This is a genomic window from Paenibacillus sp. ALE3 (assembly GCF_054113405.1).
Map to the genome: position 1 here is coordinate 5,535,147 of NZ_CM134214.1, position 24,378 is coordinate 5,559,524.

Below are 24,378 nucleotides of genomic sequence, written 5' to 3' on the forward strand. Positions count from 1 at the left end.
AAGCTGAAAATGAAAAAGATACGGCTTTCCTTTAGAGGAAGCTTGCTGACAGGGGGCGCACTGTTTGGCCTGATCGTGCTGCTCGGATTGCTGGCTCCATGGGCCGCCCCTCATGATCCTCTGCATGTGGACCTTCTGAACCGTTTGGCACCACCCAGCCGCAAATATCCTTTCGGTACGGATCATCTGGGTCGGGATGTGCTGTCACGGCTCATTTACGGAATTCGGTCGAGCGTGCTAATCGCGTGTGCGATTACGGTAGCAACGCTGTGTATTAGTCTGCCTACAGGCATGCTCATTGGTTATGTGCGAGGACGCGTGGATCAGCTGATTATGCGGGGAATCGACGGCGTACTGGCTTTTCCTGATATTATTTTAACGGTAGCGATTGTGGGTATTTTGGGGCCGGGTTTCGTCAACATGACCTTAGCGATTATTGCGGTACGGTGGGCGGGCTATGTCCGCTATATCCGTAGTTTGGTTCAAAAAGCTTGCCAGGAGGACTATGTACGGTATGCCCGTTTGTCCGGTAATTCACACGTGCGCATACTAAGGCGTTATGTATTGCCACAAGTATGGCCGCAATTGTTGGTTTATACGGTATGGGATATCGGACGCGTGGTGTTAATGATCGCTGGGCTCTCCTTTCTTGGACTGGGTGTACAGCCGCCCAAGCCAGAGTGGGGTGTGATGCTGCATGATGCAACCTCGTATTTTCAGGTGGCTCCGCATGTTATGATCTTCCCGGGTTTGGCGATTATGCTATTTGTGCTTGCCTGCCAGCTTCTGGGTGATCATTTTTCGGAAAAGGGGGCGGCGAAATAATGGGGGAGCGACCAGTCACGGGGCGAAAGGACATAGAGCAAGCATACATGCAAAAACCGTTGTTACACGTGGAACATTTGGAGATTTGCCGTACAGGTGTAAGAGCCAGCGAAAGCGAAAGCAAACCGCTATTACGGGATGTGAACTTTTCCGTCTACCCAGGGGAAATTGTAGCCTTGACTGGGCCAAGTGGATGCGGCAAAAGTCTGACCGCACACGCAATCGCGGGTATGCTGGACCCAGGTGTTGGTGTTACGCAAGGGTGCATCTACTATAACGGGGAAGACATTATCCCGTTCCATGAACAGCGCTGGCAAAGACTGCGCCGTGGGGAAATTGCCCTGCTCATTCAGCAATCGCTGAGCGGGCTGAATCCGATCCGTACCGTCCGTGCCCAGCTGACGGATACGCTTAGACTGAACGGGCTGCGCCTGATGCACGCCCAGAAGGAGCTGGGGCAAGCTGATGCTGCCCTGTCCCACACTGCATCGCAGCCCCAGGGCGTGCTGTCACGGATGCGGCAGATGTTGAACCGTGTCACGGAGCTGGCTGGAGGCCGTACTATTCCAGGGCAGGAAGCCTATTTGTGTTCTCTGCTCCGCAAGGTCGGTTTTGCCGATCCTGAGCATATTCTCTCATCCTATCCTTTTGAACTAAGCGGAGGTATGTGCCAAAGGGTCCTGCTGGCTGCAATGTTAAGCTCTGGTCCGCGCCTCTTTATTGCCGACGAGCCTACTACGGCGCTGGATGTTATTAACCGCGACAAGGTTCTGGCCTTGTTTCTACAGTTGAGGGAAGATTTCGATCTCACGATTTTGTTAATTTCACATGATCGTCAGGGGATAAGCCGCATAGCAGACCGGGTGCTGGAGATGACCCCGGAAGGAAGGATGCAACCGTGATACTGGAATTGAAGAACGTCACCAAAGCTTACCCTGTCCGCAGACGGAGAAAAGGCTGGTTCAACACGAGACAGAGTCAGCAGCAGGCTATACAGAAAGTGAGTCTGGAATTACGACAGGGAGAATGCCTTGGATTGGTTGGAGAAAGCGGAAGTGGCAAAAGCACGCTGGCGCAGTGTATCCTGGGGCTGGAGTCGTTGACTTCAGGGGAAATCTGGCTGGATCACCAGCCCATACATACTAGAAGGATGAAGGATATTCATCTGTACAAACGAATCCAGTTGGTTGCGCAGGACTCGGCCTCTTCACTGCATCCCCGTATGACCATTCAAGATATTTTGATGGAGCCGATCCGTAACTATTTTCCTAAGCGAAAGGTAAGGGTGCTGGATATCTGCCTTTCCTTACTGGAATCGGTAGGGTTGGAGGCTGACAGTCTGGGAAAATACCCTGCGCAGCTAAGCGGTGGACAAAAACAGCGGGTGTGCATTGCTCGGGCGTTGGCGGTTGAACCAGAAATCATCCTGTTCGATGAATCGGTCGCCAATTTGGATACGACAACCCAGTCTTCCGTGCTAGACATGCTCAAAAGAATGCAGCTCGAACGCCAGCTGTCCTATCTTTTTATCACCCATGATCTTCAGTCCACCCGTACGTTCTGTGATCGTGTTGCCGTCATGGTTCAGGGAGAGATCGTGGAAATATTTGAGGATTGGGATGAAGAACTATTGAAGCATGAATACACGCGTGCCCTATTTCAAACATTGGCGGATTAATCCATAAATTTAATATTATACAAATTCAAAATAAATAATAGCTCTGCTTGCCGAATATTGTTGACAAAATATAATGTGGTACCTATTCTAAATATGATTATGATAATCATTATCACATATATAGAAAAGGGGAAATACATTGATGTCCGTTCGACACCGCAAGACTGCCACCTTTATGTTGGTGACGCTCCTCTTATTATCCGTTATTCTGGGCTGCGCGAAGCAGGAGAACACACCTGCATCTACCTCTACTAACGGAACTGCCAATGAAAAGTCGATCACGCTATCGTGGCCGCGGGACATTGGTACAATGAATCCTCACGTATACAACCCTTCCCAGCTATTTGCACAATCCATGATTTATGAGCCGTTAGTCAGCTACAAGCAAGGAGGCAAGCTAGAGCCTGCTTTGGCTGAATCTTGGACCATATCCAAGGACGGCAAGACATATACGTTTAAGCTGCGTAAAGGTGTGAAATTTTCCGATGGAACGCTGTTTAATGCGGCGATTGTGAAAAAGAACTTTGACGCTATTATGAAAAATGAGAAAACGCATAGCTGGCTTGGTATAGTAGGCGTTCTCGACAAAACTGAAGCAGTAGATGACAGTACGTTCCGAATGACGCTCAAAGAGCCATACTACCCAGTTATTCAGGATCTGTCTGTCGTTCGCCCGTTCCGTTTTTTGGGTGAAGCCGGGTTCCCGGATGATGGAGATACGTCCAAAGGGATTAAGAAACCTGTAGGTACAGGACCTTGGATGCTGGATGAATACAAGCAGGATGAATATGCAACCTTTAAGCGTAATCCGAATTATTGGGGTACTGCACCGAAGGTTGACAAAATTACGGTCAAAATTATTCCCGATGGTGAAACACGTGTAATGGCCTTTGAAAAAGGCGACCTGGATCTGATTTATGGAGAGGGCGTTATTAGCCTGGATGCTTTCAAACAGCTGCGCGACACGAATCAGTATGTTACCACGCTGTCCGAGCCTGTCGGCACAAGAAGCCTGTTGCTCAACTCGTCCAATCCCAAACTGGCAGACCTTCGGGTACGTCTGGCACTCCAGCATGGATTTAACAAGCAGGCGATGGTGGAAGGCGTAACCTCGGGGCTGGAGGAAACAGCGGATACGGTTTTATCCAAAAACTACCCATATACGAATGTCGACTTACAGCCAATAGGCTATGATGTGGAAAAATCCAAAGCATTGTTGGATGAGGCTGGCTGGAAGCTGCCCGCAGGCAGCACAGTACGGGAGAAAGACGGACAACAGCTGGATTTTGAGCTGATTTTCGATAAGACCGATCCGATCCAAAAGGCGATGGCTGAAACCATTCAGGCTGAATGGGGAGAGCTGGGTGTCAAAGTGAATCTGACCGGACTGGAGCTGACGGTTCAAATCAAGCGGCTTAGATCCAACCAGTTTGATCTGTATTTCTGGTACAACTATGGTGCGCCTTATGATCCGCATTCCTTTATTAATGTTATTGCCAAGAAGAGCTTCGGAATTTCTGAGGTGCTGAGCGCCCTTCCCATGAAGAAGGATCTGGATCAGCAAGTACACGAAGCACTTTCATCGACAGATGAAACCAAGCGTCAAGAACTGTATGCTTCGATTTTGAAGACGCTCCAAGAGCAATCTGCCATTGTGCCTATTTCGTATATTAAGAAAACGGCAGTGTATCAGAAAAAGATTACAAACTTTGTATTTCCAGCTAATCGGGATGAAAATCCATTTGAGGGAATTGAAATTGGAAAGTAACTGAAACGGTGAGGTAACGTTAATTTACAGGATAGGAGGACAACTTATGATTAGCTATATCGGGAAGCGAATGGTAGCGGTCATTCCTATTGTTCTCTTTGCCACCCTCGTTACTTTTGCACTCATTCACATTTCACCGGTTGATCCGGCTGAAGCTTACTTGACGGCTGCCCATATTTATCCTACCCCGGAAGTTCTGGAGCAGAAAAGACATGAGTTCGGACTGGATCAGCCATTGCTGACACAGTATATGCATACAATTCAAAGAATCAGTCGGTTGGATTTTGGTACTTCGTATCTGACCAACAAGCCAGTGTGGGATGAGGTGAAGGCTCGATTGCCTGCCACTGTTGAGTTGGCCTTAAGCAGCATGGCACTATCTATACTGGTGAGCACCCCGTTGGGTGTGTTGGCGGCTATGCGTAAAAATGGCTGGATCGACATGCTGAGTCGGGGGATTTCGTATTTCGGGGCGTCTATTCCCCAGTTCTGGCTGGGATATTTGTTAATCTTCTTTTTCTCTGTCCGATTGGACTGGCTACCTGTAGAGGGTCGGGGAACGTGGCAGCATCTGGTGTTACCGACGTTGACTCTGTCGCTGGTTCTGATTGCTTTATATACGCGCCTGCTGCGATCCAGTGTGCTGGAACAGCTTCAGGAAACGTATGTACTGTATGCCAGAACCAGAGGAATACGCGAGCGGGTGATTATGCTCAAGCACATACTCAAAATGGCTATGACTCCGCTAATAACAAGTATGGGCATGAATCTGGGCAAGTTGCTGACTGGAACGATTATTGTGGAGCAGGTGTTTTCATGGCCTGGGTTTGGCCGTTATTTTGTGGAAGCCATTTTTAACCGGGATATTCCCGTCATACAATGCTATGTGTTTCTGGCGGCATGCCTGTTCATCGTATGCAATTTGCTCGTTGATCTGGTGCAGTTGTATATGGACCCCCGAATTTCCTCGAAGGGACGAGCAGAGCAGTGATGATAAGGTTGCGTAAAATGTTCAAGGATCAAAAGGTAATCGTGGTTTGCTCAGTCGTGCTGGCAGCCCTTTTTATCATAATGGCGCTGGCTCCGTGGCTAGCTCCCCATGATCCCGTTAAGGTTAATTTACTGCATAAGCTGGAAGGCCCTTCAAAAGAGTATTGGCTGGGAACGGATCATCTGGGTCGGTGTAATCTATCCCGGCTGCTGTATGGAGCACGAATTTCGCTCGGCTTTGCGACATTAATTTTCCTGTCCTCGCTAAGCATCGGTGTTGTAATCGGATCAATTGCAGGTTATTTGGGCGGTTGGGTCGATAGTGTACTGATGCGGTTTTGCGAAGGCATTATGGCGTTTCCCAACTTGGTGCTTGTGCTCGGCATTGTCGGTATTTTTGGGCCGGGTCTCATGCAGGTGCTGTTTGCCTTGATGCTGGTGCAGTGGGTGTACTATGCCCGAATGTGCCGCAATATGGTCGTCAGTCTGAAAGAGCAGAATTTTATAGCGGCCGCAAGGATTAGCGGCTCCTCCTCAGGGGCCATTATCCGGCGGCACATCATTCCAAATGTGCTGCGGCCGATTATGGTCATTGGTACGCTGGAGATGGGCTGGGCGATTATGGACATCTCCGCGTTGTCATTCCTTGGTCTAGGTATCCAGCCGCCGACTCCTGAATGGGGAGCCATGATTCATGAGGGAACGGGATACATCCGCAGTCATCCGGAATTAATGATTTATCCGGGTATCATGATTCTGGTGGTGGTGATGGCCTTCAATATATTGGGGGAGACGCTGTCCGACCGATACGGGATTGCCAAACGTCAGTAAAACAGGAGTGGGGACAACGATGGATGACACGGCCAAGACGCAGGTGCTGGAGGTCAGCGGCTTGCAGGTAAAGCTCAAAACTGATGCAGGGGCGGTATCTCTACTAGAACCTATCCATTTTGAACTGGAAAAGGGGCAGGTTCTGGGTCTTGTCGGCGAGAGTGGGAGCGGCAAAACAGTAACCTGTAACGCGCTTCTCCAGTTACTGGATCGTCAGACGATGGATGTGGAAGGCAGTGTCCGTCTGAACGGTCGTGAGTTGAACGGAATGGCAGCTGAGGAGATGCGCCGCATTCGGGGCAAGGAAATCGCTTTTATTATGCAAAATCCGATGCGAGCTTTTACGCCAGTGTATACGATTGGGGATCAGTTTATGGAAACGATCCGCACGCATACCGGATTAACCAAACAACAGGCCCGGGATCTTGCCATAACGGCTCTGGAAAATATGAATCTGCCCAATCCAGCCAAGCTAATGAAGCGTTATTCGTTTCAGTTGAGTGGCGGGATGCTGCAACGGGTCATGATCGCCATTTCCATGTGCCTGCGACCAGCAGTGGTTATTGCGGATGAACCGACAACGGCACTCGATGTGGTCAATCAGCTACAGGTGCTGAGAGAGTTGGATCGCTTGCGTACGGAATATGACACGTCTATTTTGCTGATCTCGCATGATCTGGGTGTCATCTCCCAAATGGCGGATGAAGTGGCAGTGATGCAGCGGGGACGTATTGTTGAGCAGGCAGAGGTTTTTCAGTTGTTCGACCAGCCACAGCATGAATATACGAAAATGCTGCTGCAGGCCAGACCTAAGTTGTCCCTTCAGGGCATAAATCAGTAGGGCGATTAGTTGCCTGTTGGATACTTTCAAAAGGGGAGCGAATGCGTGTGCTGCAAGTGAAGGAAGTAACTCATAGCTATAGAAAGCGCAAATGGCTGGGCCGCTCCGAATCACGTCTCCCTGTGCTCACTGATGTGTCGCTTACCATAGAGAGCGGATTTTGTCTGGGACTGCTGGGAACTAGCGGAGCGGGGAAGAGCACGCTGGGCAAGGTTATTCTGGGGCTGGAGAAGCCGCAGGAGGGTCAGGTACTGTTTCAGGGGCAGGACATCTATAATGGGAGTCCTCAAGTACGCAGGGGATTGCGACGGGATATGCAGGTTGTATTCCAGGACTGCTATTCTGCTGTAAACCCTCGCATGACCGCCGGACAGATTATCGGAGAGCCCTTGGACAATTACGAGCGGTTATCAGTGCAGGAACAAAAAAGAACGGTAGAAGGTCTGCTGGAGCGGGTGGGTCTTAAGCCGGAGGATCGGAATAAATATCCGCATCAATTCAGCGGCGGACAATTACAGCGGATTAACATTGCACGGGCGATTGCGCTCAGACCCAAGCTGATCGTGCTGGATGAGTCCGTCAGCAGTCTGGATATGGTTCATCAGATGCGCATTTTATCCCTGTTGGAAGAGCTGAAAACTTCATTTGGATTGTCATATCTGTTTATCACGCATGATATTCGAGCGGCTTACGCCGTCTGTGATGGCATTGCTGTGATGGAACAAGGGAAATTAGTCGAGCACTGTGCTGAGAAAGATCAGATTTTTGAATCTGCTCACCCAGCTGTGCAACGTTTAATTTCGTCCATTTTACCGGAACATCCAGCAGACCGTCTTCCACTTCATAGATAACAACTGACCCGCAAGGGTCTTTTTTTGTGCAATATCTGGTTAGATAATCGAAATGAAATTTGCTAGTTGTATTATTTGAATAACTCGTTATAATATAAAATCATAGTAAATTACTTGGATTTCAAAAGGGGATATCACTTATGAAGAAATCTGCTTTAGTAGCAGCGATTGGCCTATCTCTTGTGTTATTAACGGGTGCTTTGAGTGGATGTTCCTCGAAGGAAGCGGCATCAGGGGATAAGGTACTCTATGTGGGGACACAAAATGACTACCCGCCGTTTGCTTTTACGAATGATAAAAACGAGCTGACCGGATACGATGTGGAAGTAGTCAAGGAGATCGATAAGAAGCTGGACGGCTATAAGATTGAATTTGTACCTTCGGGTTGGGATGCGATATTCCTTGCGCTGGATGCGAATAAAGTTCAGATCATCGCAGATGAAGTTGCCAAAAATCCGGAGCGTGAGAAGAAGTATCTGTTCTCGGATGAGTCCTATTTCTCCGCTCAGTCGGTTATTATTGTGAAAAAGGGTAGAACGGATATCCATTCTCTCAAGGATTTGGAAGGCAAGAAGGTAGCCGCCTCGGTAGGGGATTCCTATACGCAGTTGCTAGAGCAGTATAATGCGAAGAACGGGAACAAAATTATTTTAAAGTATAACGATACAGGCACTTCGTCCGATAACCTCCAAGACGTGCAAAATGGCCGAGTGGATGCTTATGTGAATGATCCAGTGATGGCCGCAGCAACGATCAAGAAGGAAGGCTTGCAGGTGGAAGCTGTGGGCGAGCCTGTGCAAAGCGATAATATCAATCTGGTGTTCAAAAAGGATAAGCAGGGTGAGGAGCTGAAAGCTAAAATCGACCCGATTATTAAAGAGCTTAAAGCGGACGGAACACTGAAAAAATTGTCTGAACAGTGGACAGGTGGAGAATTTATTCCTCAGTAATCACAATGTAAAGAATAGAGTGGGGTTCCTATGGAAAAGCTGTTTGATTTAGATTATATGCTGAAAAGCCTTCCCCAGATCGTGGAGTATCTCCCCGTTACCTTATGGATTGCGTTTGTCTCCATGCTGCTGGGTGCGATCATCGGGTTAGCTACGGCCTTAATCCGGATATACAAGGTGCCTGTCTTGGCACCATTGTCTACTTTGTATGTCTCGTACATCCGGGGAACACCGCTTATTGTGCAGCTGTTTCTCGTATATTACGGAATACCTAAGTTTCTGTATTATTTTCAGAGCGAATATGGCTTCTTGCAACAATTCAATGTCTACGTCATTCCGCCCGAGCTGTTTGCGTTGCTCTCATTTTCGTTGAACCTTGGGGGATATTTGTCGGAGACGTTCCGGGCAGCGATTCATTCAGTCGATCGGGGACAATTTGAGGCTGCCAATTCCATCGGCATGAGCCAAACACAGATTATGCTCAAAATTGTATTGCCGCAGGCGCTAACGGTGGCTTTGCCCAATTTGGGAAACACACTGATCAGTACAGTGAAGGATACATCTTTTATTTTTATGATTGGTGTCGTCGATATGATGGGACAGGCCAAAATTATGGGCGCGCGAGCATTGGCTTTTTTTGAGGTCTATGTTGCGGTGTCTTTGATCTACTGGCTGGTGTGCATCATTATTGAGCGTGGGCTTGTTGTGCTGGAGAAACGTATTCGAATTTACGAAAGAAGTGAGTAAGGGCATGATTCAACTTCATCAAATTCATAAGCATTTTGGGCAGCATCATGTGTTAAAGGGCATAGACCTGACAGTAGGCAAGGGAGAAGTCGTGGTCATTCTGGGGCCAAGCGGATCGGGGAAGTCTACACTGCTGCGCAGCATTAATTTTTTGGAACAGCCGACCAGCGGTACCATTGAAATTGACGGCCTGAGGGTAGATGCGGCCAAGGCCGGAAAAAAGGACATTCTCGGACTGCGGATGGCAACGGCAATGGTATTTCAGCAATATCAGCTGTTTAAAAATTTGAATGCACTCCACAATGTGATGATTGGTCTGACCAGTGTGAAAAAGATGGATCGCAAGCAGGCAAGGGAGATCAGTGAAGGCATTTTGGAAAAGGTCGGGTTAAAGGATCGTATGACCTATTATCCTGCCCAGCTTTCGGGTGGACAACAGCAGCGTGTTGCGATTGCCCGCGCTTTGGCGCTGAATCCGCAGGTGTTGTTGTTCGATGAGCCAACCTCCTCACTCGATCCTGAGCTGGTGGATGAAGTGCTGTCCGTAATTCAAAAGGTGGCGAGTGAAGGCAATACGATGATTATTGTCACGCATGAGCTTGGTTTTGCAAGGGATGTAGCGGATCGGGTCGTGCTGATGGAGCATGGTGCGATTGTAGAACAGGGGCCGGTGGAGCAGTTTTTCAATCATCCGAAGGAAGAACGGACACGGCAATTCCTGGGCAAAGCTTTGGGGCAAAGAACGTTACAGGACCAGCCAGCATCGCCATAAAAGTACGTGAATGGGTTAAAGGTATGTGCAGTGCTGTAGATTCATTGCAACTATCGTAAAAAGCACGCTAAACAAGTCGCGGGAGGCAGGAAAGTCGGCGCTTGTTTTGCCGTGCTTTTTTAGCTTTACATTCGAAATTATTTTCCGTTGCAAAGTAGCTAATCACCCTTATTCATGATAAATTCTAAGAACAATAAAGTGAAGTTGTAATCGGGAAGGAACATTGGCAAATGAAAAGGGTTCTGTTCATTAATACCGGAGGAACAATTTCTTCCTCCTATCAGGAAAACGGCCTGACTCCAACCCAATCGGCTGAAAGTATTTTGGCTGAGATTCCGGAGCTCCAGGAAATTTGCGAGATTGATGCCTACAATCTGATGAGCATTGATAGCACCAATACACAGCCAGAGGATTGGGCTTCCATCGCCCGGATGGTACATCGTTCGCTCGATCAATACGACGGCATTGTTATTGCCCATGGCACAGATACAATGGCTTATACGGCTTCAGCCCTGAGCTTCATGTTGGGGACTGTGGACAAACCCGTTGTGGTGACAGGTTCGCAGGTATCCATATTGGCGGAGCACAGTGATTCCAAAAAAAATGTAATTGACTCATTCCTGACTGCATGTGGCGAGGTGGCAGGGGTTTTTGTCGTGTTTAATGGCAAAATTATCAACGGTAGTCGCAGCTCGAAAATCAGAACACGCAGCTATAACGCTTTTGAGAGTATTAACTATCCGTACATAGGTCTCGTGGAGAACGGGAAGGTGGTCTATACGGAGGGTGTATTTGCAAATCGTGATACCGTTCGTCACCCATACAATGACGGGTATGCTGCTGAAGTATTTCTGCTCAGGCTGATTCCAGGTACGAATCCCGCGATTTTCGATGCTATTCAGAGTTTGGGCTATAAAGGTATCGTCATTGAGGGCTTTGGCATGGGGGGCGTGCCTTTTAAAGAAAGAAGCCTCATTAGCAAAATTGAGGAGCTGATGAAGGACGGTATGAGTATTGTCGTCACAACTCAATGTCCTTATGAGGGCGGGGACCTGACGATTTATGAGGTAGGTCAGAAGGTACTGGAGAAGGGTGTTATTCCGGGGTATGACATGACAACGGAAGCGCTGGTGACGAAAATGATGTGGGCGTTGGGACAGACGACAGACCCGGCCGGGGTAGCCAAGATTATGGCAACGAACTACGCGGACGAAGTGTCCTTGCCTGCGGATACAGCTTCCTGATAGGAAGCCGATTTCCGTAGGTGCCAGCTACATACCGGCTAACGCCGAGCCTGCTCCAGCCTGTTTTTAATCTCAATGGCCATTTCCAGTGCTTGTACGGCCGACTCCAGGGGAATGAGGCATTCCGCATGTCCGCCAAAGCATTCAAGTGCATGATCCCAAATTTTTTCGTATGGATTGGCAGATTCGAGATTGATTTTTTGCTGTCCTGATGCGGTATACTCAAATAATGCGGTGGGTATGGGATCGTTTTCGTCACTCTCATGAAATACCAGCTTGGCTTTTTCGAAATAAGCTTCATAGGCCACCGTGAAAGGATAGCTTTTCGGCATATGGGAAGAAGCGATGACTTCTGTGAAGGCATCCCGGTGCTGAAAATAAGCCCGAACCTGTGCCTGTTCGGGATGGACTACCTCTGTACCCCACACTGTATATGGATCACAGGGACCCCATAACCAGGTGAATAAATCCAGTTCATGAATCATGAACTGCGTAGGGATGGAACTTAGTCCAAGGTCTCCCCACAGGGGAGGAGTTTCTCTTTTCAAGGACAAAGAAATGAGTTTTCCGTATTTTTGTTGGCGATAAGCCTCGTACAGATAGGTATAGGCAGGATCAAACTTAATGAACTGGTTGACCAGAATTTTTTTGCCATATTGCTTCTCAGCTTGTTGCATAAGAAGAGCGTCTTCGAGATGAAAGCAAACCGGTGTTTCACAAAATACATGCTTCCCGTGCTTTAGCGCATCAATGGTATGTGACCTATGCAGGTGGGAGGGCAGGCATAGATCGACGATATCCACGTCCGGATCCAGCAGAATATCCTCTATATTTTGTGTGACTTCTACGTTTAGCTCCTCTTTCAATTTTTGCAGCTTGGTTTCGTTCCTTCCAAATACAATGAGTCTGTTTACCTTGGGATGGTTGTTTAACAGTGAGGCATGATACGCGCCGAATCCCGCCCCCAAAATTCCAATATTCATCATCCATTACACCCCTTTACTTCTATGATACACACCTATTGTTGCCAACAGGGTGTCAACAATCTTTGCATCATCTTTTCATTTCGGGTTAACCATCTATTGTGGAGGTATGATTGTGAGACTGCATCGTTTAATCGCGATTTTATTATGTATCGAATCTAGAGGGAGAATGAAAGCCAGGGAATTGGCGTTGGCATTGGAAACCTCTGTACGCTCCATTTACAGGGATATCGACCTTCTGGCTGAAGCCGGAGTTCCGATTGTTACCGCATCCGGCCCGAAGGGCGGAATTTATTTAATGGACGGTTATACAGCGAATCTGAAACAGTTGAATGGCGGGGATGTCATTCAGTTGTATTTAACGGGGATGGGCATTTATACGGGCGGGTCCACAGAATCGGGTTTGAAGTTAAAGAATACTTTGCTCAAACTGGAACAGACGATGCCGGCCCCATATCAGTCCGATATTCAAAAAGCCAAAGCGCGGTTTTATTTTGATGATACACCGTGGTGGACGGAACGTGTAACGATTCCTTGCCTGGAAGCCGTGAGAGCGGCAGTGTGGGGGTCCTATAAAGTAACTATTCAGTATGAGAAAGCTGACGGCTCTTGTTCTTCTCGCGATGTACATCCCTATGGACTTGTGGTGAAAAAGGGAGATTGGTATCTTATTGCCTTTTGTGAAGTCGGGCAGGAGATTCGGACCTTTAAGTGTGAGCGAATTATAGAGATTCAGCCGTCTGCCGAAGTCTTTGAGGTTCCTGGAGATTTCTCACTGGAACATTATTGGATGAGGCAAGAAAGCACGTTTAAGCAGCTTTGTAGAGAGAAAGAATACTATCCTGTTCTGATCCGAACGACTAAGAAGCAAGCTGGAATATTAGCGAAAAGGATGGAAATCATTCAGTCTGTGCAGGAGGGCAGTCACTTCATTGTAACCGTTAACATGTATAGCTATGAAGCGGCTTGCCGCGATGCGATGGATTGGATCGGCCGGGTTGAAATCGTGGAGCCTGCAATACTCCGACAGTTTGTGAAGGAGGAAATTAGCCGACTCCAGAGGATCTACGGTTAAATCATCAAAAAAACATCTGCCGATAGCAGATGCTTTTGCTTGTTAAGTCCAGGCCCAGAGGAATGCATCACGATCCCAGGCGATTCGGCCACCATGTAGCTTGCGAAATGCCTTTTTGATTTCTTTTTCCAAAGAGACATGACCATGCTCGCTTATAAACACATACTGCTCTCCATATTCAGAGCGTACATATGCAATGGCATCTTCTTGTTTCAAAGTGCCCACTTCACGGATCTGCGCGACCATCCATTGTGCAATTTGTTGTTCTATAGTTGGGGTGTTGTCCATTTGTCGTATCCTTTCCTGCGACCGATTGGGTGTAGCTGTTCAGCTCGCCTCCTGTAGTATACGGCAATTCGGAGAATTATTGAATTTTTTGATATAAATGTACTTATGCAGTTGGCTAAGTGGGCTTTCTTTTGTATAATTAAGGGAATATTCACGGGAATTTTCTTTTTTTGTATTGAAATCATGCAAGTTATCCCTGGGGGTGCCTGATTTGAAGGAAACAACCACTATTCGCGCAGAGCTGGAGCAGTACATCAGACGAGAAGGAATTACGATTAGTAAGTTTGGGGAGAAGACAGGTATTAATGCAGGTACGATTAGTGCCATTATCAACGGTAACCGGCCAATTGCGATGCTGTTGCTGGATCGGATTGCTGCAGGCATGGGGCTTGAAGAGGGGAGCCTCTATGAGCTCTACATTGATGAATTCATACGGAATACGGCGCCGAATTGGCGAAGGGTTCGTCCCTTTTTGCATCGCTGTGCAGAGCTGAATAAATTGGAATGTATTAAGCAAGTCGTGGAGTTTATGATGGACTATCTCATATACGCCCCGGCTTTGTTTGAGACAGCGGAGGAATTATTCAGCGAAGGCAGGTTCGAGGCTGCGGCCATTATTTATAAGAATGTCGCGGAAAGTGAGAAGTATCAACATTCGGAGCGGCTGGCGCTTTGCCAATACCGTTTGTTTACGATTGCCATTGGCGATGATCAGGATGAAAATTTATGGGCAGCCACACATTTTGAAAGCTTTGTGGAGCGGTTGAGTGAGGCAGACCAATTGGATGCCTTAAGAGATTTGGCTAATACGTATGCTTCCTTGCGGCGTTGGGATAAAGTAGAATGGTTTGCTGAAAAAATGGCTCAAAAAGCCAAAGTACAATACGAGCAAAAATACGGAAATACCAGAAAATCAGAGCGTGGCAAGGAACCTAAGGGTCCTTTGTTTATGTATATTGTATACTCTTACGTGCTCCGTGCCGGGGTGTGGGATGAGCGCGGGGATTATCAGAAGGCACTGGAATATGTATCCCTATACTCGGATTTGAGCTGGGTGCAAGAGGATACGGAGGAAGCTCGGCATTTGAAGGCCCTTTGTAGCAACTGGGCTGAGGCCAACGGATATTTGTATCAGTTGATGTCCGGTAGCCTGGATGTGATTCCGCAGTACGTGGATTATTTAGAAAAAAATGAGGGTGAAATTCTGGTCGGGTTACATAAAATAATGGTAGCAGCCAACCGCTATGATTTTAATGTAGATCATGTACTGAAACACTTTGAAAAACAAATTGAGGCATTTGCAGATCAGCATACCAAGGTAGGCACTTATACGGAGCAAATGTCAGCAGATCTTTATGCACGATTTTTGGCAGAGATGGCTTGTTACGATCTCAACAAACATCGGTATTCCAAGGGTATGAAATTTTTGCTCGAAAGCCTTTCCTATTCTGTCGTGCTGAATGGTAATCCTGTCACCATCAAATGTGTAGGACTATTTGAAAAGTATCGGCATACTGCCACTTCTGAGGACAAAGAGGAGTATAAAAACTTACTTGGAGAGGTAGAGTACATCCATGATAAAAAAGATCGTTTTTTCTCTGCTCGCATTTAATGTTTTTATCCTATTGCATTTTCCACCCGTCACCCCTCCTATAGAAGACCCAAGCGATGTCCACAGTCATGGGCTGGGAGGATGGGCATTGTCATCTCCTGAACCATTCGCATAGAGGGTCTAGTATAACATTAAAAAAGGTATTCTCTTATGGGACTGACCCCCGTTTGTGAGACAGGGATCAAAACACCTTCCAAGTTTAAGCAGCCAGTTGTCGGAAATGAACCGGCGACTGGTTGTTTAGTTTTGTTTGAATGCGAATTGAGTTATAGTAAAGGATGTACTCTCGAACGGTCTGCTCGACGATTGCCGTCGTCGTACAGGTTAAACTTTCGAGATAGAACGTTTCAGACTTTAGTGTGGAATGAAACGATTCGATGGGGGCATTATCAGCAGGCGTTCCCTTACGGGACATGCTCATGGTAATGCCTTTTCCTTTTACCGCTTCCTGGTAGGCCAAGGATGTGTAGACGCTGCCTTGATCGCTATGAAGTATTGCACCTGGTAGAGATGGCAACTGACGAAGGGTATCGAGCACAAAGGCGGTGTCCTGCTTGTCAGCTATACTGTATGCCACAATCTCTCCGTTAAACAAGTCTAAAATACTCGACAGATACAACATTCTTCCTCCAAATGGCAAATACGTAATGTCCGTTACAAGTTTTTGCATAGGCGTATCTGCTTCAAACTGTCGCTTTAGTAGATGCTCCGCGATATGAATGGGTTGCCCAGTAGGTTTCCGTTTCTTCGCTTTGACACGACATTGCAGCCCTTCACGCTGCATAATCCGTTGCACGCGTTTGTGGTTTACCGCATACTCCCTCCGAAGCAAGGCGGTGATTTTCCGGTATCCATAACGATATTTATGCTGGATACAGAGTTCACGGATTTTCTCTACCAAGTGATCCTCAAGTTTGCTCGCATACTCCGCCTTCCAGCGATAGTACGTGGCGCGAGAGATTCCTATCCATGCACAAGCTTGCTTCACACTCACTTCCCCTCGGATCGACTCTATCCACTCCATTACGATCTTTGACGATACCTCCTCTCCATTACGCTGTACTTTTTTAGCAACTCTAGTTGTTGTCTCAAAAACCTGTTCTCAGCCTGGACCTTCTCTAATTCCGAAGTGTATTCGGGCCCTTTGCCGTAGCTGTATTGTTTGCCTACAGGCTGCTCTAAACGGTTCTGCTCGCCATTACGGTACCATCTCATCCAAGTTTCCACTTGTGTCTTGTTTCGTATGTTTAATTGCTCCATGATTTCTTTGACCGGTATACCAGCCATTCTCATTTCAATCGCCTTCATTTTAACTTCTAATGGATAACTGACTCTTGTTGCCAACGAAAAAACACCTCCAAGGTTGTCTCCATATCTTACGACATGGTTGCATTCTCTTGAAGGTGTTTTGATTTGTCTCACGTTAAGGGGTCAGTCCCTATGAAGAAGAGGATACCTTTTTTATTTGGAAGTGCATTTGAAGGAGCGTCCTTGCCGTCAAGTGAGAGGAGTTGGGAGCTGGGCAGGCGGAAACCATACATGACGCAGATCTACCCAGCCCTGGCTGTTAAAGGATACGCCGCGTACAGTAGGAAGATATGCCGTCTGAACGGGCTTTTCATATAAGATATGCAGCTGGTGCTCATCCATGAGCCGAGTTTCGATATGTTCAAATTGCTGCGCTCTGACGGTATGATCAGCTTCCCGTGCAATTTCGCGCAGCAGTCTTTCGATATCCACGCGGCTATGCGGCTCCACATGTCCGGATACATTAAGATACAGATCAAACAGGCGCAATTGCTCATCACGGTCACGAAACAGAGAAAAGATGATTAAGTCTGACTCCATACGAATCGATGAACTTTTAAATTCATTCATGGATGCGGCTACGATGTTACAGGTATATCCACAGGATTCGAGCTGGGCCGCGACCCGTTCTGCATCCGCTCTATACTCAGGAATGGTGGCAATTTGCAACGCCGCCAGTGGTTCACATGAATCGTTAGCGTTAGATGAATCCACTGCTGAAGGAAGGGGGCGATGATCCAGACATGCTACAATCCGAGCACGTATTTCCGGGTTGCGCAGCGGTCCGTCCTTGTGTGTGTTACATGTGATAAATTTGCGCACCGAAGCTGCCGAGTGAATCTGGCTCCATGCGGTATCCGTGTCTCTTGCCAGGATAGGATTATGGATAATGTGAAAAGAGGAAGCGGTGTCTTCCATATCCGACGATTCTAGCTTAGTTGCCCACGGGAGTTGGACGATTTCCACCCGATCTAGATGAGCACGACCTTGAAAATAGGGCGAAAAAGCCTCAAGTAGGCACAGGCTTTCGTTCATTTCCGTGACCTTGAAAGCCCCTGTACCGATAGGACGGACGCCAAATGCGGCTTCACCCACCTGATTAAGCTCACGCGGTACAATTGCAGCCCGGCTGGTACACAGGAAGGATAGAAATAGCTCGTTCGGCTCCTTTAGTACAAAGCGTACCATCGTCGGACTCAACGCCTGAACGTGCTGAATTTGCCGGACGATAAAATGGTAAAGTCTCCTTCCCGGCGCCAGGCTCAGTCGCTCAAAGGTATAAACGACGTCTTCCGCGGTCAGTATTTTGCCGTTATGAAACAGCACTTCTTTACGCAGGAAAAAAGTCCACTGCGTACGAGTAGTGTCCACTTCCCAAGCGTGCGCCAGTCCCGGCAAAATCTCGCCGCTCTCGTTCGCCCGGCGGGCCAGCCCGTCAAAAACATGGCTGGATACGAAGGACTCGGCGAGCCAGTTCAAGTACAACGGGTCCAGCGTATAGAGCTGCTGGCGAATAGGCAGACGCAGCGTGTCGATCTGCTGCTGATCACTGCGCACCTCTGCGTGATGCCCGAAATAATTCAGCAGCCAGCCTTGTAAATGCTCCTGCATGGTGGAGGAGCGTGAATGAGCTCGGATTTCATCCAGTGCGCGTTTGATATCATGGCGGTCTATGGCTTGCATCATGGATTGCACGGCAATGTCTTCCGGCTGAATGAGGAAGCGTAGACTGGAACGGCGGCCTCTGCCTCGGCGGGGAGTCCATTGTATCCAGTCGTGCTGCTCCATTTTCTGAATGATCATCAAGGCGTTGCGGTGGGTGCAGTCAAAAATAGCCGCCAGCTCATCCAGCGTAGTCTCTATGGTATGGTTCTCGTCCCTGTCGTCAGCTGCGTGGGAGTGAAGCCGTAAAAATTGGGCGTGAAGTTTCATTCAGGAATGCTCCGTTTCCCCTATCCCTTGAGTAAAAGCGTAACTGCTTTTATAAAATAGGAAATTTTATTTCGATTAATTTCTCTTTATCTTCTTATTTTATCATCTACAATAAGGGTTATAAAGCATAGTTGTGGAGGTATTTACCATGCATGACAAGATGAGTGGATCGTCTTTACCGAAAGCGTCATTGTTGTCCGCCTTTGCTGGCGCTATTGTGTTGGCGCTGGTTCATCAATATCTGTTCTTCGGACATGGGCTGGGCGTGTCTATGCCTATTTTTGTTATTGTATTTTACGTGTATATGTATTCCTTTAATCGAGATCGTTGCCAGCCCCTTTCATGGATAGGACGTCTGTTGTTTGTAGTCATTATGATGCTGGCACTGACATATGTGCTGTTCGATAACCCGATCTTCTATGTGTTAAATGCTCTGGCTATAGCTGCTCTGATTAGCGTGCATATGGTGTTGCTGTTCGGGGAAAAAAGGCATGGCTGGTCGGAAGTCGGTATTATCGGTCAGGCGCTAAGCCATTGGTTTTATCAAAATTTTCGCCATATCGTGACCCCGTTTCGGATGTTTAAGACGGCAGCCTTTCGGAATGTAAAGGATGAGCGTAAGCGTGTATTGGGTAAAGTGATAATCGGTCTACTTATTGCCTTGCCGTTGCTACTCATTATTATATCTTTGCTGGCTTCCGCAGACGGGATGTTCGAAAAGTTGTTATCAGGCATACCCGCATGGATTGGTACATTGACCTTTGGGAGTGGTTTGCCGCGGCTGATTTGGACCTGCTTTTTTACCTTCTGTTTTTTCTGTTACTTGTGGGGATTTGTACAGCCTGCTCCGCGGAATACGGAGAGAGAGGCTCAGCCAGCAGCAGCAGCACCTTACCACGAACCGGTCGCGATCAAGTTTGATCCTGTCATTACCGCTACAGTGCTGATTGTCATGAATCTGGTGTATGTTGTGTTCGTTGTGCTGCAGTTCGGATATCTGTTTGGTGCATGGGAAGGGGCTTTGCCAGAAGGAACCTCGTATGCTGAATATGCGAGAAGAGGATTCGGGGAGCTGGTTATGGTAACAGGTATCAACTTTGTGCTGATGATCAGTGTATTGAAGTGGACTGAATTCGGCTCAGGTATAGTACAAAGATTGAACAGCGGCCTGCTGTACATACTCGTTGGTTGTTCGGGTGTGATGCTGTACTCGGGATATACCCGGCTGGTCATGTACGAAGAAGCATACGGCTATACGTATATCCGCTATCTGGTACACGCATTTATGATTTTTCTAGGCTTGCTGCTGCTCGTTGCAGCTGTGCGCATTCATGTCCGCCAGCTTCCGCTGGCGAAATATTATATTGTACTCACTCTAATCGCCTATGTCGTCGTGAACTATGTGGGCATTGATGTACGGATAGCTGAAAATAATCTCGAACGGTATCGTACAACATCGGTGATAGACAAGGAATACTTGAGTGAGCTGTCAGCGGACGCGATTCCACTGCTGATTGATTTTAGCCGTAAGGAACATGGAGCGCTGGATGAGTTTTTACAAACCCGTTTGATGAGCATGACGAGAGAAGAATCGAATTGGCCAGAATTCAATTGGGCTAAGTATCGAGCGCAACAGGAATTGCACGACTATATTTTGGAATGAGAGGTGTTTGGGAATGATCGGAACAGATACGACACAGGATATGGTATTGGAGCTACAGGATGAAATGTCACAATATCAGTATCAATTTGGTGTAAGGCGGAATGATTTTCTCGTGGAGGCTATGTCCTACGGGATGAGTGAGGAGGAAGCCCGTGCTTATGCTATCCAGCGTATTGGCCCGGTCGTTCCCGTCACCTGCATCCCTACGTTGGCTCTAGGCAAAGTGAGACCGCTCAGTCCAATGTTGGCAGCGCGGTACCAATATGCAGGGGATTGGAAGGACATCCATGAGCATCTGCTCCTTCCTGATGAAGTGCTGCGAATCGTAGGTACACAGCATTTTCGCAGCTGGATCAGCGATATGCGAAATTACTGGGTAGAATCGGCCCCTTACCGATTCGGGGATGATCGTCTTTCGCTGCTGTCGGTTGCAAGCGAGAAAGAAGGTCACTTTTCCATGCTCGTCTGGAGGGAACCTGGTGAAGAGCCAGAGGTATGGACGTATGCTTCCCAGCATGAATACCGATTCAGTCATTTGCTCCACTGGTTCAAGTGGCTGAACGGGCGCAGTGAAGAATGAGAGGTACAGATGATGAAAAAGAATCGTAATTGGATCGTCCTGTTTATTGGCATTGCTGTAATGGTGGGGGTTGCAGACTATTTTACACCCGCTAAGCCTGCGACTACTTCTGAGCTTATCGTTCCAACCGTAATCAGTGAAGAAAGTCTTCAACTAAGTGATGATTAATCAAGCAAAAGCCCTGGTTATCACTGTGAATGGAATCTGAATAGGAAATATAAAAAGAGTTCATTTTCTGTGGTATTGCGTTGTTAAAGTAAGCCGGAAATCACCCTAATAGTTGAGAGGGAATTGAAGCCAACATCAATTGAATGTGGAGCCATTCAGATGTTCAAGCGACTCCGTCATTTCCTCTACAACTTATATTCAGGGGGAATTTTCAATGGCTAGAAGTGCAAGCACATACGCATCTGTAATCGATGGCTTTAAGGTAGAAACGAACAAAAAGTATTCACCAGTAGGTGGAACAAAATGTAATATTTTCGCGCAAGATGTGATGGCTGCGATGTCGGCTTCCTTGCCAGGTGGCTTAGCCAATCAAATGGCTGATGCTTTACTGAATAAAAAGGCGCCAGGCTGGTCCTCTGTAACTTTTCAGGATGCTCAAAAAAGAGCAAATCTCGGGTACCCTACGATTGGGATCAAAAAAGCGGACGGACATGGTCATGTCGTAGTCGTCAGACCGAAGGGATCATCGATTACGATCTTGAAGGAAGTACAGATCGCTCAGGCGGGGACCAAAAATTACAACAGTAATACTATTAATTATTCTTGGGTGGCAGCTGATCTGCCTGGCGTAAAATTCTATACACACGACTAAGTGGTTTGAGATATTGGCAATCTAAACAACCCTGGAAGCAGATCCATTCGATCTGCCTCCAGGGTTGTTTTTTATTTTGAAACAGAATGTTTAGATACAATGAAGGCTTTGCCTGGCTTGATAAAAGCAACAGCATAACCATTAGAGAAGGAAGAAGATTCCGATCTGTATTCAAGCTTGGTCAGCAGTTGACCTTGGCGATTGATGTATCCGAATTTTCCGTCCGAAACGGATGAGTTTGCTTGTTTACCGACTAAAGCAATGCCTTCCTTGAATGGAGATGTAACGTCATATTTTTGTTGATATTTAATGACCAATGTTCCGGTTCTATCAATAAACCCAACCTCATTTTTCGCATTTTTCACACTGGCCAGGCCCTCGCTAAAATCCTGTGCATCCGTAAATTTAAAGGGAATCACGACTTTTCCCTGTTTATTGATGAATCCCCATTTACCCTTGGCATTTTGTACTGGAGCTAATCCTTCCGAGAAGTCTCCGCCGGATTTGTATTGAGGTGGAATGACTTCTTTGCCTGCCGTATTGATATAACCGTATAGCCCCTTGCTATTTTGAACAATAGCCAAGCCATTCGAGAAACTACGGCTGTATTTATATTGATAAGGAATCGCTAGTTTACCGGAAGCATTCACAAAACCAATCTTCCCAGTGTTAGGGGCATAGGCAAGAGCCAGACCGTCTGTAAATACATATTCTGAATCCACATTTTCTTTAAAATGAGAAAGGATTTTCCCCGTTCGATCTATAATTGCATTTTCTTTGGTGTCTGCTATTGTGACCTTGGCTTTGCCTTCGGAAAAGACATTGGCTTCGGTATATTGGCAAGGAATAACCAGTGTCCCTTTGGTATTAATGTATCCATAGAGATTGGTTTTTGTATTTTTGACTACAGCTCGTTGCTCTTGAAAATCACCAATAGGTTTAAGCTCGGCGGGAAGAGAGAAAGCTTTTTGTCCTTTGGTATTGTAATACACAAGGTTTCCGGCAGATGTTTCAGCGGCCAATAAGCCATCATGGAAAGCACCATCGCTTGAAGGACGAGCAATGTTGTAATCTACAGCGGTTTTAGAGACTTCAATGGTTGTTGTACTGGATGCGGCCCAACCTGTTCCCATAACGGAGAGGCTAGTCACCAGAATCAATGCAGCTAATCCTAACTTTTTCAACATGCATAAGCTCCTTTGTGAGTTGATTTTAACTTCGGGCTTCAAAGAATTCTGCCCTCATACGTAAGGCCTTCCATAATATAGACGATAAAAATGTAGGAATGTTTCTTGATATTCAAATTTTTTCTAATTTTCAGTGTGTGAAAGCTCTAAACCTGACCTACATCTTTCGGATGCTCAACAGAGAGTTGCCGTTACGCATAAACTCATACGGGACCTTGGCCTCCGTCACCCGTAAGCCTTCTGCCTCCAGCTCAAGAATCAAACGATCTAGCAGATCGTAACGAGTGCCTGTTAAATCGGTCAGAGGAAAAATGCGGACTTCCTCTGAAGCCACTCTTAGCAGTTCGTGTACCGTATTTTTATGAAACTCATAGTCGAGTCGATCACTATACCTAAACAGAAAATGGGCAGACAGCACGATATTAAACTGTTCATCCTCAAAGCGAAGCTCCGGTAGTACCGCAGCAACGTAGCGTTCTGGGTGCTTCCTCATATATCCTGCGTGCAATCCTGAAGTGCTTGATGCCGCTGCTCGCTAAGCCTCGCACATCTCTTATAGTGAGAATCGATTATTATTGAGAGATTTAAGATAATATCAGTTCATTTTTCAAAAAAAGAAGAAAATGTGTCATTTTAAAAAAAGTCTATACATATATGTTAAATGTATAGACAAATGCGAAAAGCGGATTTATAATTACGCTGTAAACGTTTTCTAGTAGTTATCATCCAATCAGACCTTGAAGGGAAGGAATAATCATGAAGAAAATTTTACTGGCGTGCAGCTCAGGTATGTCTACAAGTTTGCTGGTTACCAAGATGCAGGAATATGCTAAGTCCATTGGAGATGAGGCTGAAATTTGGGCAGTAGGTCAAGATCAGGCGGCAGAAGATATGGCTAAGGCTGACGCGGTATTGATTGGCCCGCAAATGAGTTTTCTTAAAGGACAACTGGAAAAGGAAGCATCTCAATATGGTATTCATGTAGAAGTGATCGACATGATGGCCTACGGAATGGTTGACGGTAAGAAAGCCTATGAACAGGCCGTAAAGCTGGTGGAACGCAAAAATGGATAAGATCAATATAGCTGAACTGACGGAAGAGCAAATTAGTTTCCAACTTATTCTTCACAGTGGAAGCGCTCGCAGTAAAGTAATTCAAGCGCTGACTGAATACCGAAATGAAAATGTAGAAGGTGCGGACGAACTGCTCAAAGAAGCCAAGCAAGATTTACGTGCTGCACATGATATCCATTTTCAAATGGTTAAGAAGGAAGCGGGAGGTACTCAAACTCCCTTCTCGCTCCTTCTGATGCATGCCGAGGATCATCTGATGTCCACGGTTACCATGAAGGATCTGGTTAAAGAACTGCTGGAGCTGTTCAAATCCAGAAGTTTATAGCAGGACCTGTAAAATTGTGAATTTTGGGACATGA

The 24,378-nt window shown here is 46.9% G+C and carries 26 protein-coding genes; 20 read left to right on the forward strand and 6 right to left on the reverse strand.

Translation table 11 applies throughout. The features are described from left to right. Positions 1-9 precede the first annotated feature (9 nt). The 12 genes from nikC (ACXHJ2_RS24910) (at position 10) to ACXHJ2_RS24965 (ending at position 11,497) form a co-directional block, all read left to right on the forward strand. A complete protein-coding gene (gene nikC, locus ACXHJ2_RS24910; RefSeq protein ID WP_165082087.1) occupies positions 10-825 on the forward strand; it encodes a nickel transporter permease in 816 nt (271 codons plus the stop codon). Next, complete coding sequence (locus ACXHJ2_RS24915; protein WP_165082085.1) at positions 825-1,727, forward strand: ATP-binding cassette domain-containing protein; 903 nt, start codon at positions 825-827, stop codon at positions 1,725-1,727. The genes nikC (ACXHJ2_RS24910) and ACXHJ2_RS24915 overlap by 1 nt, the downstream gene beginning before the upstream one ends. Further along, positions 1,724-2,503: an ABC transporter ATP-binding protein gene (locus ACXHJ2_RS24920; protein WP_165082083.1), complete on the forward strand. Its 780-nt coding sequence runs from the start codon at positions 1,724-1,726 to the stop codon at positions 2,501-2,503. Before ACXHJ2_RS24915 ends, ACXHJ2_RS24920 begins: the two co-directional genes overlap by 4 nt. A 142-nt stretch (positions 2,504-2,645) precedes the next feature. Then, on the forward strand, positions 2,646-4,271 hold the full coding sequence (gene nikA / locus ACXHJ2_RS24925) for a nickel ABC transporter substrate-binding protein (protein ID WP_165082081.1): 1,626 nt from the start codon (positions 2,646-2,648) through the stop codon (positions 4,269-4,271). Positions 4,272-4,317: 46 nt separating this feature from the next. Next, on the forward strand, positions 4,318-5,262 hold the full coding sequence (gene nikB / locus ACXHJ2_RS24930; protein ID WP_165082079.1) for a nickel ABC transporter permease subunit NikB: 945 nt from the start codon (positions 4,318-4,320) through the stop codon (positions 5,260-5,262). After that, positions 5,262-6,092, forward strand: a complete 831-nt coding sequence (nikC, locus tag ACXHJ2_RS24935) for a nickel ABC transporter permease subunit NikC (protein WP_040102553.1) — start codon at positions 5,262-5,264, stop codon at positions 6,090-6,092. The genes nikB and nikC (ACXHJ2_RS24935) overlap by 1 nt, the downstream gene beginning before the upstream one ends. Positions 6,093-6,111: 19 nt before the next feature. Beyond that, entirely contained in the window at positions 6,112-6,933 is an 822-nt protein-coding gene (locus ACXHJ2_RS24940) for an ABC transporter ATP-binding protein (protein ID WP_165082077.1), read from the forward strand. Positions 6,934-6,974: 41 nt separating this feature from the next. Beyond that, complete coding sequence (gene nikE / locus ACXHJ2_RS24945) at positions 6,975-7,784, forward strand: nickel import ATP-binding protein NikE (protein ID WP_165082075.1); 810 nt, start codon at positions 6,975-6,977, stop codon at positions 7,782-7,784. Positions 7,785-7,924: 140 nt separating this feature from the next. Beyond that, positions 7,925-8,734 carry a transporter substrate-binding domain-containing protein gene (locus ACXHJ2_RS24950; protein WP_013373735.1) on the forward strand — a complete coding sequence of 270 codons (810 nt, stop codon included), beginning with the start codon at positions 7,925-7,927 and terminating at the stop codon, positions 8,732-8,734. Between the two features lie 57 nt (positions 8,735-8,791). After that, a complete protein-coding gene (locus tag ACXHJ2_RS24955; protein WP_235193606.1) occupies positions 8,792-9,481 on the forward strand; it encodes an amino acid ABC transporter permease in 690 nt (229 codons plus the stop codon). A 4-nt stretch (positions 9,482-9,485) separates the two neighbouring features. Continuing rightward, positions 9,486-10,253: an amino acid ABC transporter ATP-binding protein gene (locus tag ACXHJ2_RS24960; RefSeq protein ID WP_165082073.1), complete on the forward strand. Its 768-nt coding sequence runs from the start codon at positions 9,486-9,488 to the stop codon at positions 10,251-10,253. A gap of 230 nt (positions 10,254-10,483) precedes the next feature. Next, positions 10,484-11,497, forward strand: a complete 1,014-nt coding sequence (locus ACXHJ2_RS24965; protein WP_165082071.1) for an asparaginase — start codon at positions 10,484-10,486, stop codon at positions 11,495-11,497. Between the two features lie 38 nt (positions 11,498-11,535). Here the strand turns inward: ACXHJ2_RS24965 and ACXHJ2_RS24970 are convergent, their stop codons facing one another. Then, positions 11,536-12,483 carry a Gfo/Idh/MocA family protein gene (locus ACXHJ2_RS24970; protein ID WP_165082069.1) on the reverse strand — a complete coding sequence of 316 codons (948 nt, stop codon included), beginning with the start codon at positions 12,481-12,483 and terminating at the stop codon, positions 11,536-11,538. Positions 12,484-12,589: 106 nt separating this feature from the next. On the opposite strand from ACXHJ2_RS24970, the gene ACXHJ2_RS24975 reads away from it, so the two are divergent. Further along, positions 12,590-13,555 (forward strand): helix-turn-helix transcriptional regulator, encoded by a 966-nt coding sequence (locus ACXHJ2_RS24975; RefSeq protein ID WP_457874420.1) that lies wholly within the window; start codon positions 12,590-12,592, stop codon positions 13,553-13,555. 42 nt (positions 13,556-13,597) lie between these two features. Here the strand turns inward: ACXHJ2_RS24975 and ACXHJ2_RS24980 are convergent, their stop codons facing one another. Continuing rightward, entirely contained in the window at positions 13,598-13,843 is a 246-nt protein-coding gene (locus tag ACXHJ2_RS24980) for a DUF6953 family protein (protein ID WP_013373729.1), read from the reverse strand. A gap of 211 nt (positions 13,844-14,054) precedes the next feature. Here ACXHJ2_RS24980 and ACXHJ2_RS24985 point away from each other — a divergent pair, with 211 nt between their 5' ends. Next, positions 14,055-15,455, forward strand: a complete 1,401-nt coding sequence (locus ACXHJ2_RS24985; RefSeq protein WP_165082065.1) for a helix-turn-helix domain-containing protein — start codon at positions 14,055-14,057, stop codon at positions 15,453-15,455. Between the two features lie 199 nt (positions 15,456-15,654). On the opposite strand, the gene ACXHJ2_RS24990 is transcribed toward ACXHJ2_RS24985, so the two are convergent. Together ACXHJ2_RS24990 and ACXHJ2_RS24995 are read right to left on the reverse strand one after the other, a co-directional pair. Then, positions 15,655-16,799 (reverse strand): IS3 family transposase gene (locus tag ACXHJ2_RS24990; protein WP_457874148.1). Its coding sequence is split into 2 segments (ribosomal slippage): positions 15,655-16,526 and positions 16,526-16,799, totalling 1,146 coding nucleotides; the frame shifts between segments, so codons are not numbered across the junction. A gap of 153 nt (positions 16,800-16,952) precedes the next feature. Continuing rightward, on the reverse strand, positions 16,953-18,695 hold the full coding sequence (locus ACXHJ2_RS24995; protein WP_165079899.1) for an ABC transporter substrate-binding protein: 1,743 nt from the start codon (positions 18,693-18,695) through the stop codon (positions 16,953-16,955). A gap of 148 nt (positions 18,696-18,843) precedes the next feature. Between ACXHJ2_RS24995 and ACXHJ2_RS25000 the strand changes: the two genes are divergently transcribed. From ACXHJ2_RS25000 to ACXHJ2_RS25015, 4 genes are all read left to right on the forward strand, one after another. After that, entirely contained in the window at positions 18,844-20,358 is a 1,515-nt protein-coding gene (locus ACXHJ2_RS25000) for a DUF4153 domain-containing protein (RefSeq protein WP_165079898.1), read from the forward strand. A 13-nt stretch (positions 20,359-20,371) separates the two neighbouring features. Further along, on the forward strand, positions 20,372-20,938 hold the full coding sequence (locus ACXHJ2_RS25005; RefSeq protein ID WP_025675743.1) for a hypothetical protein: 567 nt from the start codon (positions 20,372-20,374) through the stop codon (positions 20,936-20,938). Positions 20,939-20,947: 9 nt separating this feature from the next. Next, positions 20,948-21,106: a hypothetical protein gene (locus ACXHJ2_RS25010; RefSeq protein ID WP_165079700.1), complete on the forward strand. Its 159-nt coding sequence runs from the start codon at positions 20,948-20,950 to the stop codon at positions 21,104-21,106. A gap of 214 nt (positions 21,107-21,320) precedes the next feature. After that, on the forward strand, positions 21,321-21,758 hold the full coding sequence (locus ACXHJ2_RS25015; protein ID WP_040102563.1) for a hypothetical protein: 438 nt from the start codon (positions 21,321-21,323) through the stop codon (positions 21,756-21,758). A 71-nt stretch (positions 21,759-21,829) separates the two neighbouring features. Here ACXHJ2_RS25015 and ACXHJ2_RS25020 read toward each other — a convergent pair whose 3' ends face one another. Together ACXHJ2_RS25020 and ACXHJ2_RS25025 are read right to left on the reverse strand one after the other, a co-directional pair. Beyond that, complete coding sequence (locus ACXHJ2_RS25020) at positions 21,830-22,945, reverse strand: WG repeat-containing protein (RefSeq protein ID WP_165079897.1); 1,116 nt, start codon at positions 22,943-22,945, stop codon at positions 21,830-21,832. A gap of 157 nt (positions 22,946-23,102) precedes the next feature. After that, a complete protein-coding gene (locus ACXHJ2_RS25025) occupies positions 23,103-23,438 on the reverse strand; it encodes a hypothetical protein (protein WP_238791003.1) in 336 nt (111 codons plus the stop codon). Between the two features lie 263 nt (positions 23,439-23,701). Between ACXHJ2_RS25025 and ACXHJ2_RS25030 the strand changes: the two genes are divergently transcribed. Both ACXHJ2_RS25030 and ACXHJ2_RS25035 read left to right on the forward strand, forming a co-directional pair. Further along, entirely contained in the window at positions 23,702-24,019 is a 318-nt protein-coding gene (locus tag ACXHJ2_RS25030) for a PTS sugar transporter subunit IIB (RefSeq protein WP_013373718.1), read from the forward strand. Continuing rightward, complete coding sequence (locus ACXHJ2_RS25035; RefSeq protein WP_013373717.1) at positions 24,012-24,344, forward strand: PTS lactose/cellobiose transporter subunit IIA; 333 nt, start codon at positions 24,012-24,014, stop codon at positions 24,342-24,344. Before ACXHJ2_RS25030 ends, ACXHJ2_RS25035 begins: the two co-directional genes overlap by 8 nt. Positions 24,345-24,378: the final 34 nt, after the last annotated feature.

What these genes read in the sequence shown, in the direction of transcription:
- ACXHJ2_RS24980 (WP_013373729.1), bottom strand. Translation starts at nt 13,843, where the DNA reads ATGGACAACACCCCAACTATAGAACAACAAATTGCACAATGGATGGTC.
- ACXHJ2_RS25020 (WP_165079897.1), bottom strand. Translation starts at nt 22,945, where the DNA reads ATGTTGAAAAAGTTAGGATTAGCTGCATTGATTCTGGTGACTAGCCTC.
- ACXHJ2_RS25025 (WP_238791003.1), bottom strand. Translation starts at nt 23,438, where the DNA reads ATGAGGAAGCACCCAGAACGCTACGTTGCTGCGGTACTACCGGAGCTT.
- ACXHJ2_RS24960 (WP_165082073.1), top strand. Translation starts at nt 9,486, where the DNA reads ATGATTCAACTTCATCAAATTCATAAGCATTTTGGGCAGCATCATGTG.
- nikA (WP_165082081.1), top strand. Translation starts at nt 2,646, where the DNA reads ATGTCCGTTCGACACCGCAAGACTGCCACCTTTATGTTGGTGACGCTC.
- ACXHJ2_RS24965 (WP_165082071.1), top strand. Translation starts at nt 10,484, where the DNA reads ATGAAAAGGGTTCTGTTCATTAATACCGGAGGAACAATTTCTTCCTCC.
- ACXHJ2_RS25015 (WP_040102563.1), top strand. Translation starts at nt 21,321, where the DNA reads ATGGCTAGAAGTGCAAGCACATACGCATCTGTAATCGATGGCTTTAAG.
- ACXHJ2_RS25035 (WP_013373717.1), top strand. Translation starts at nt 24,012, where the DNA reads ATGGATAAGATCAATATAGCTGAACTGACGGAAGAGCAAATTAGTTTC.
- ACXHJ2_RS25030 (WP_013373718.1), top strand. Translation starts at nt 23,702, where the DNA reads ATGAAGAAAATTTTACTGGCGTGCAGCTCAGGTATGTCTACAAGTTTG.
- ACXHJ2_RS24950 (WP_013373735.1), top strand. Translation starts at nt 7,925, where the DNA reads ATGAAGAAATCTGCTTTAGTAGCAGCGATTGGCCTATCTCTTGTGTTA.
- ACXHJ2_RS24995 (WP_165079899.1), bottom strand. Translation starts at nt 18,695, where the DNA reads ATGAAACTTCACGCCCAATTTTTACGGCTTCACTCCCACGCAGCTGAC.
- ACXHJ2_RS24970 (WP_165082069.1), bottom strand. Translation starts at nt 12,483, where the DNA reads ATGATGAATATTGGAATTTTGGGGGCGGGATTCGGCGCGTATCATGCC.
- ACXHJ2_RS24975 (WP_457874420.1), top strand. Translation starts at nt 12,590, where the DNA reads ATGATTGTGAGACTGCATCGTTTAATCGCGATTTTATTATGTATCGAA.
- ACXHJ2_RS24915 (WP_165082085.1), top strand. Translation starts at nt 825, where the DNA reads ATGGGGGAGCGACCAGTCACGGGGCGAAAGGACATAGAGCAAGCATAC.
- ACXHJ2_RS24955 (WP_235193606.1), top strand. Translation starts at nt 8,792, where the DNA reads ATGCTGAAAAGCCTTCCCCAGATCGTGGAGTATCTCCCCGTTACCTTA.
- ACXHJ2_RS24940 (WP_165082077.1), top strand. Translation starts at nt 6,112, where the DNA reads ATGGATGACACGGCCAAGACGCAGGTGCTGGAGGTCAGCGGCTTGCAG.
- nikB (WP_165082079.1), top strand. Translation starts at nt 4,318, where the DNA reads ATGATTAGCTATATCGGGAAGCGAATGGTAGCGGTCATTCCTATTGTT.
- ACXHJ2_RS25005 (WP_025675743.1), top strand. Translation starts at nt 20,372, where the DNA reads ATGATCGGAACAGATACGACACAGGATATGGTATTGGAGCTACAGGAT.
- nikE (WP_165082075.1), top strand. Translation starts at nt 6,975, where the DNA reads ATGCGTGTGCTGCAAGTGAAGGAAGTAACTCATAGCTATAGAAAGCGC.
- nikC (WP_040102553.1), top strand. Translation starts at nt 5,262, where the DNA reads ATGATAAGGTTGCGTAAAATGTTCAAGGATCAAAAGGTAATCGTGGTT.
- ACXHJ2_RS25010 (WP_165079700.1), top strand. Translation starts at nt 20,948, where the DNA reads ATGATGAAAAAGAATCGTAATTGGATCGTCCTGTTTATTGGCATTGCT.
- nikC (WP_165082087.1), top strand. Translation starts at nt 10, where the DNA reads ATGAAAAAGATACGGCTTTCCTTTAGAGGAAGCTTGCTGACAGGGGGC.
- ACXHJ2_RS25000 (WP_165079898.1), top strand. Translation starts at nt 18,844, where the DNA reads ATGCATGACAAGATGAGTGGATCGTCTTTACCGAAAGCGTCATTGTTG.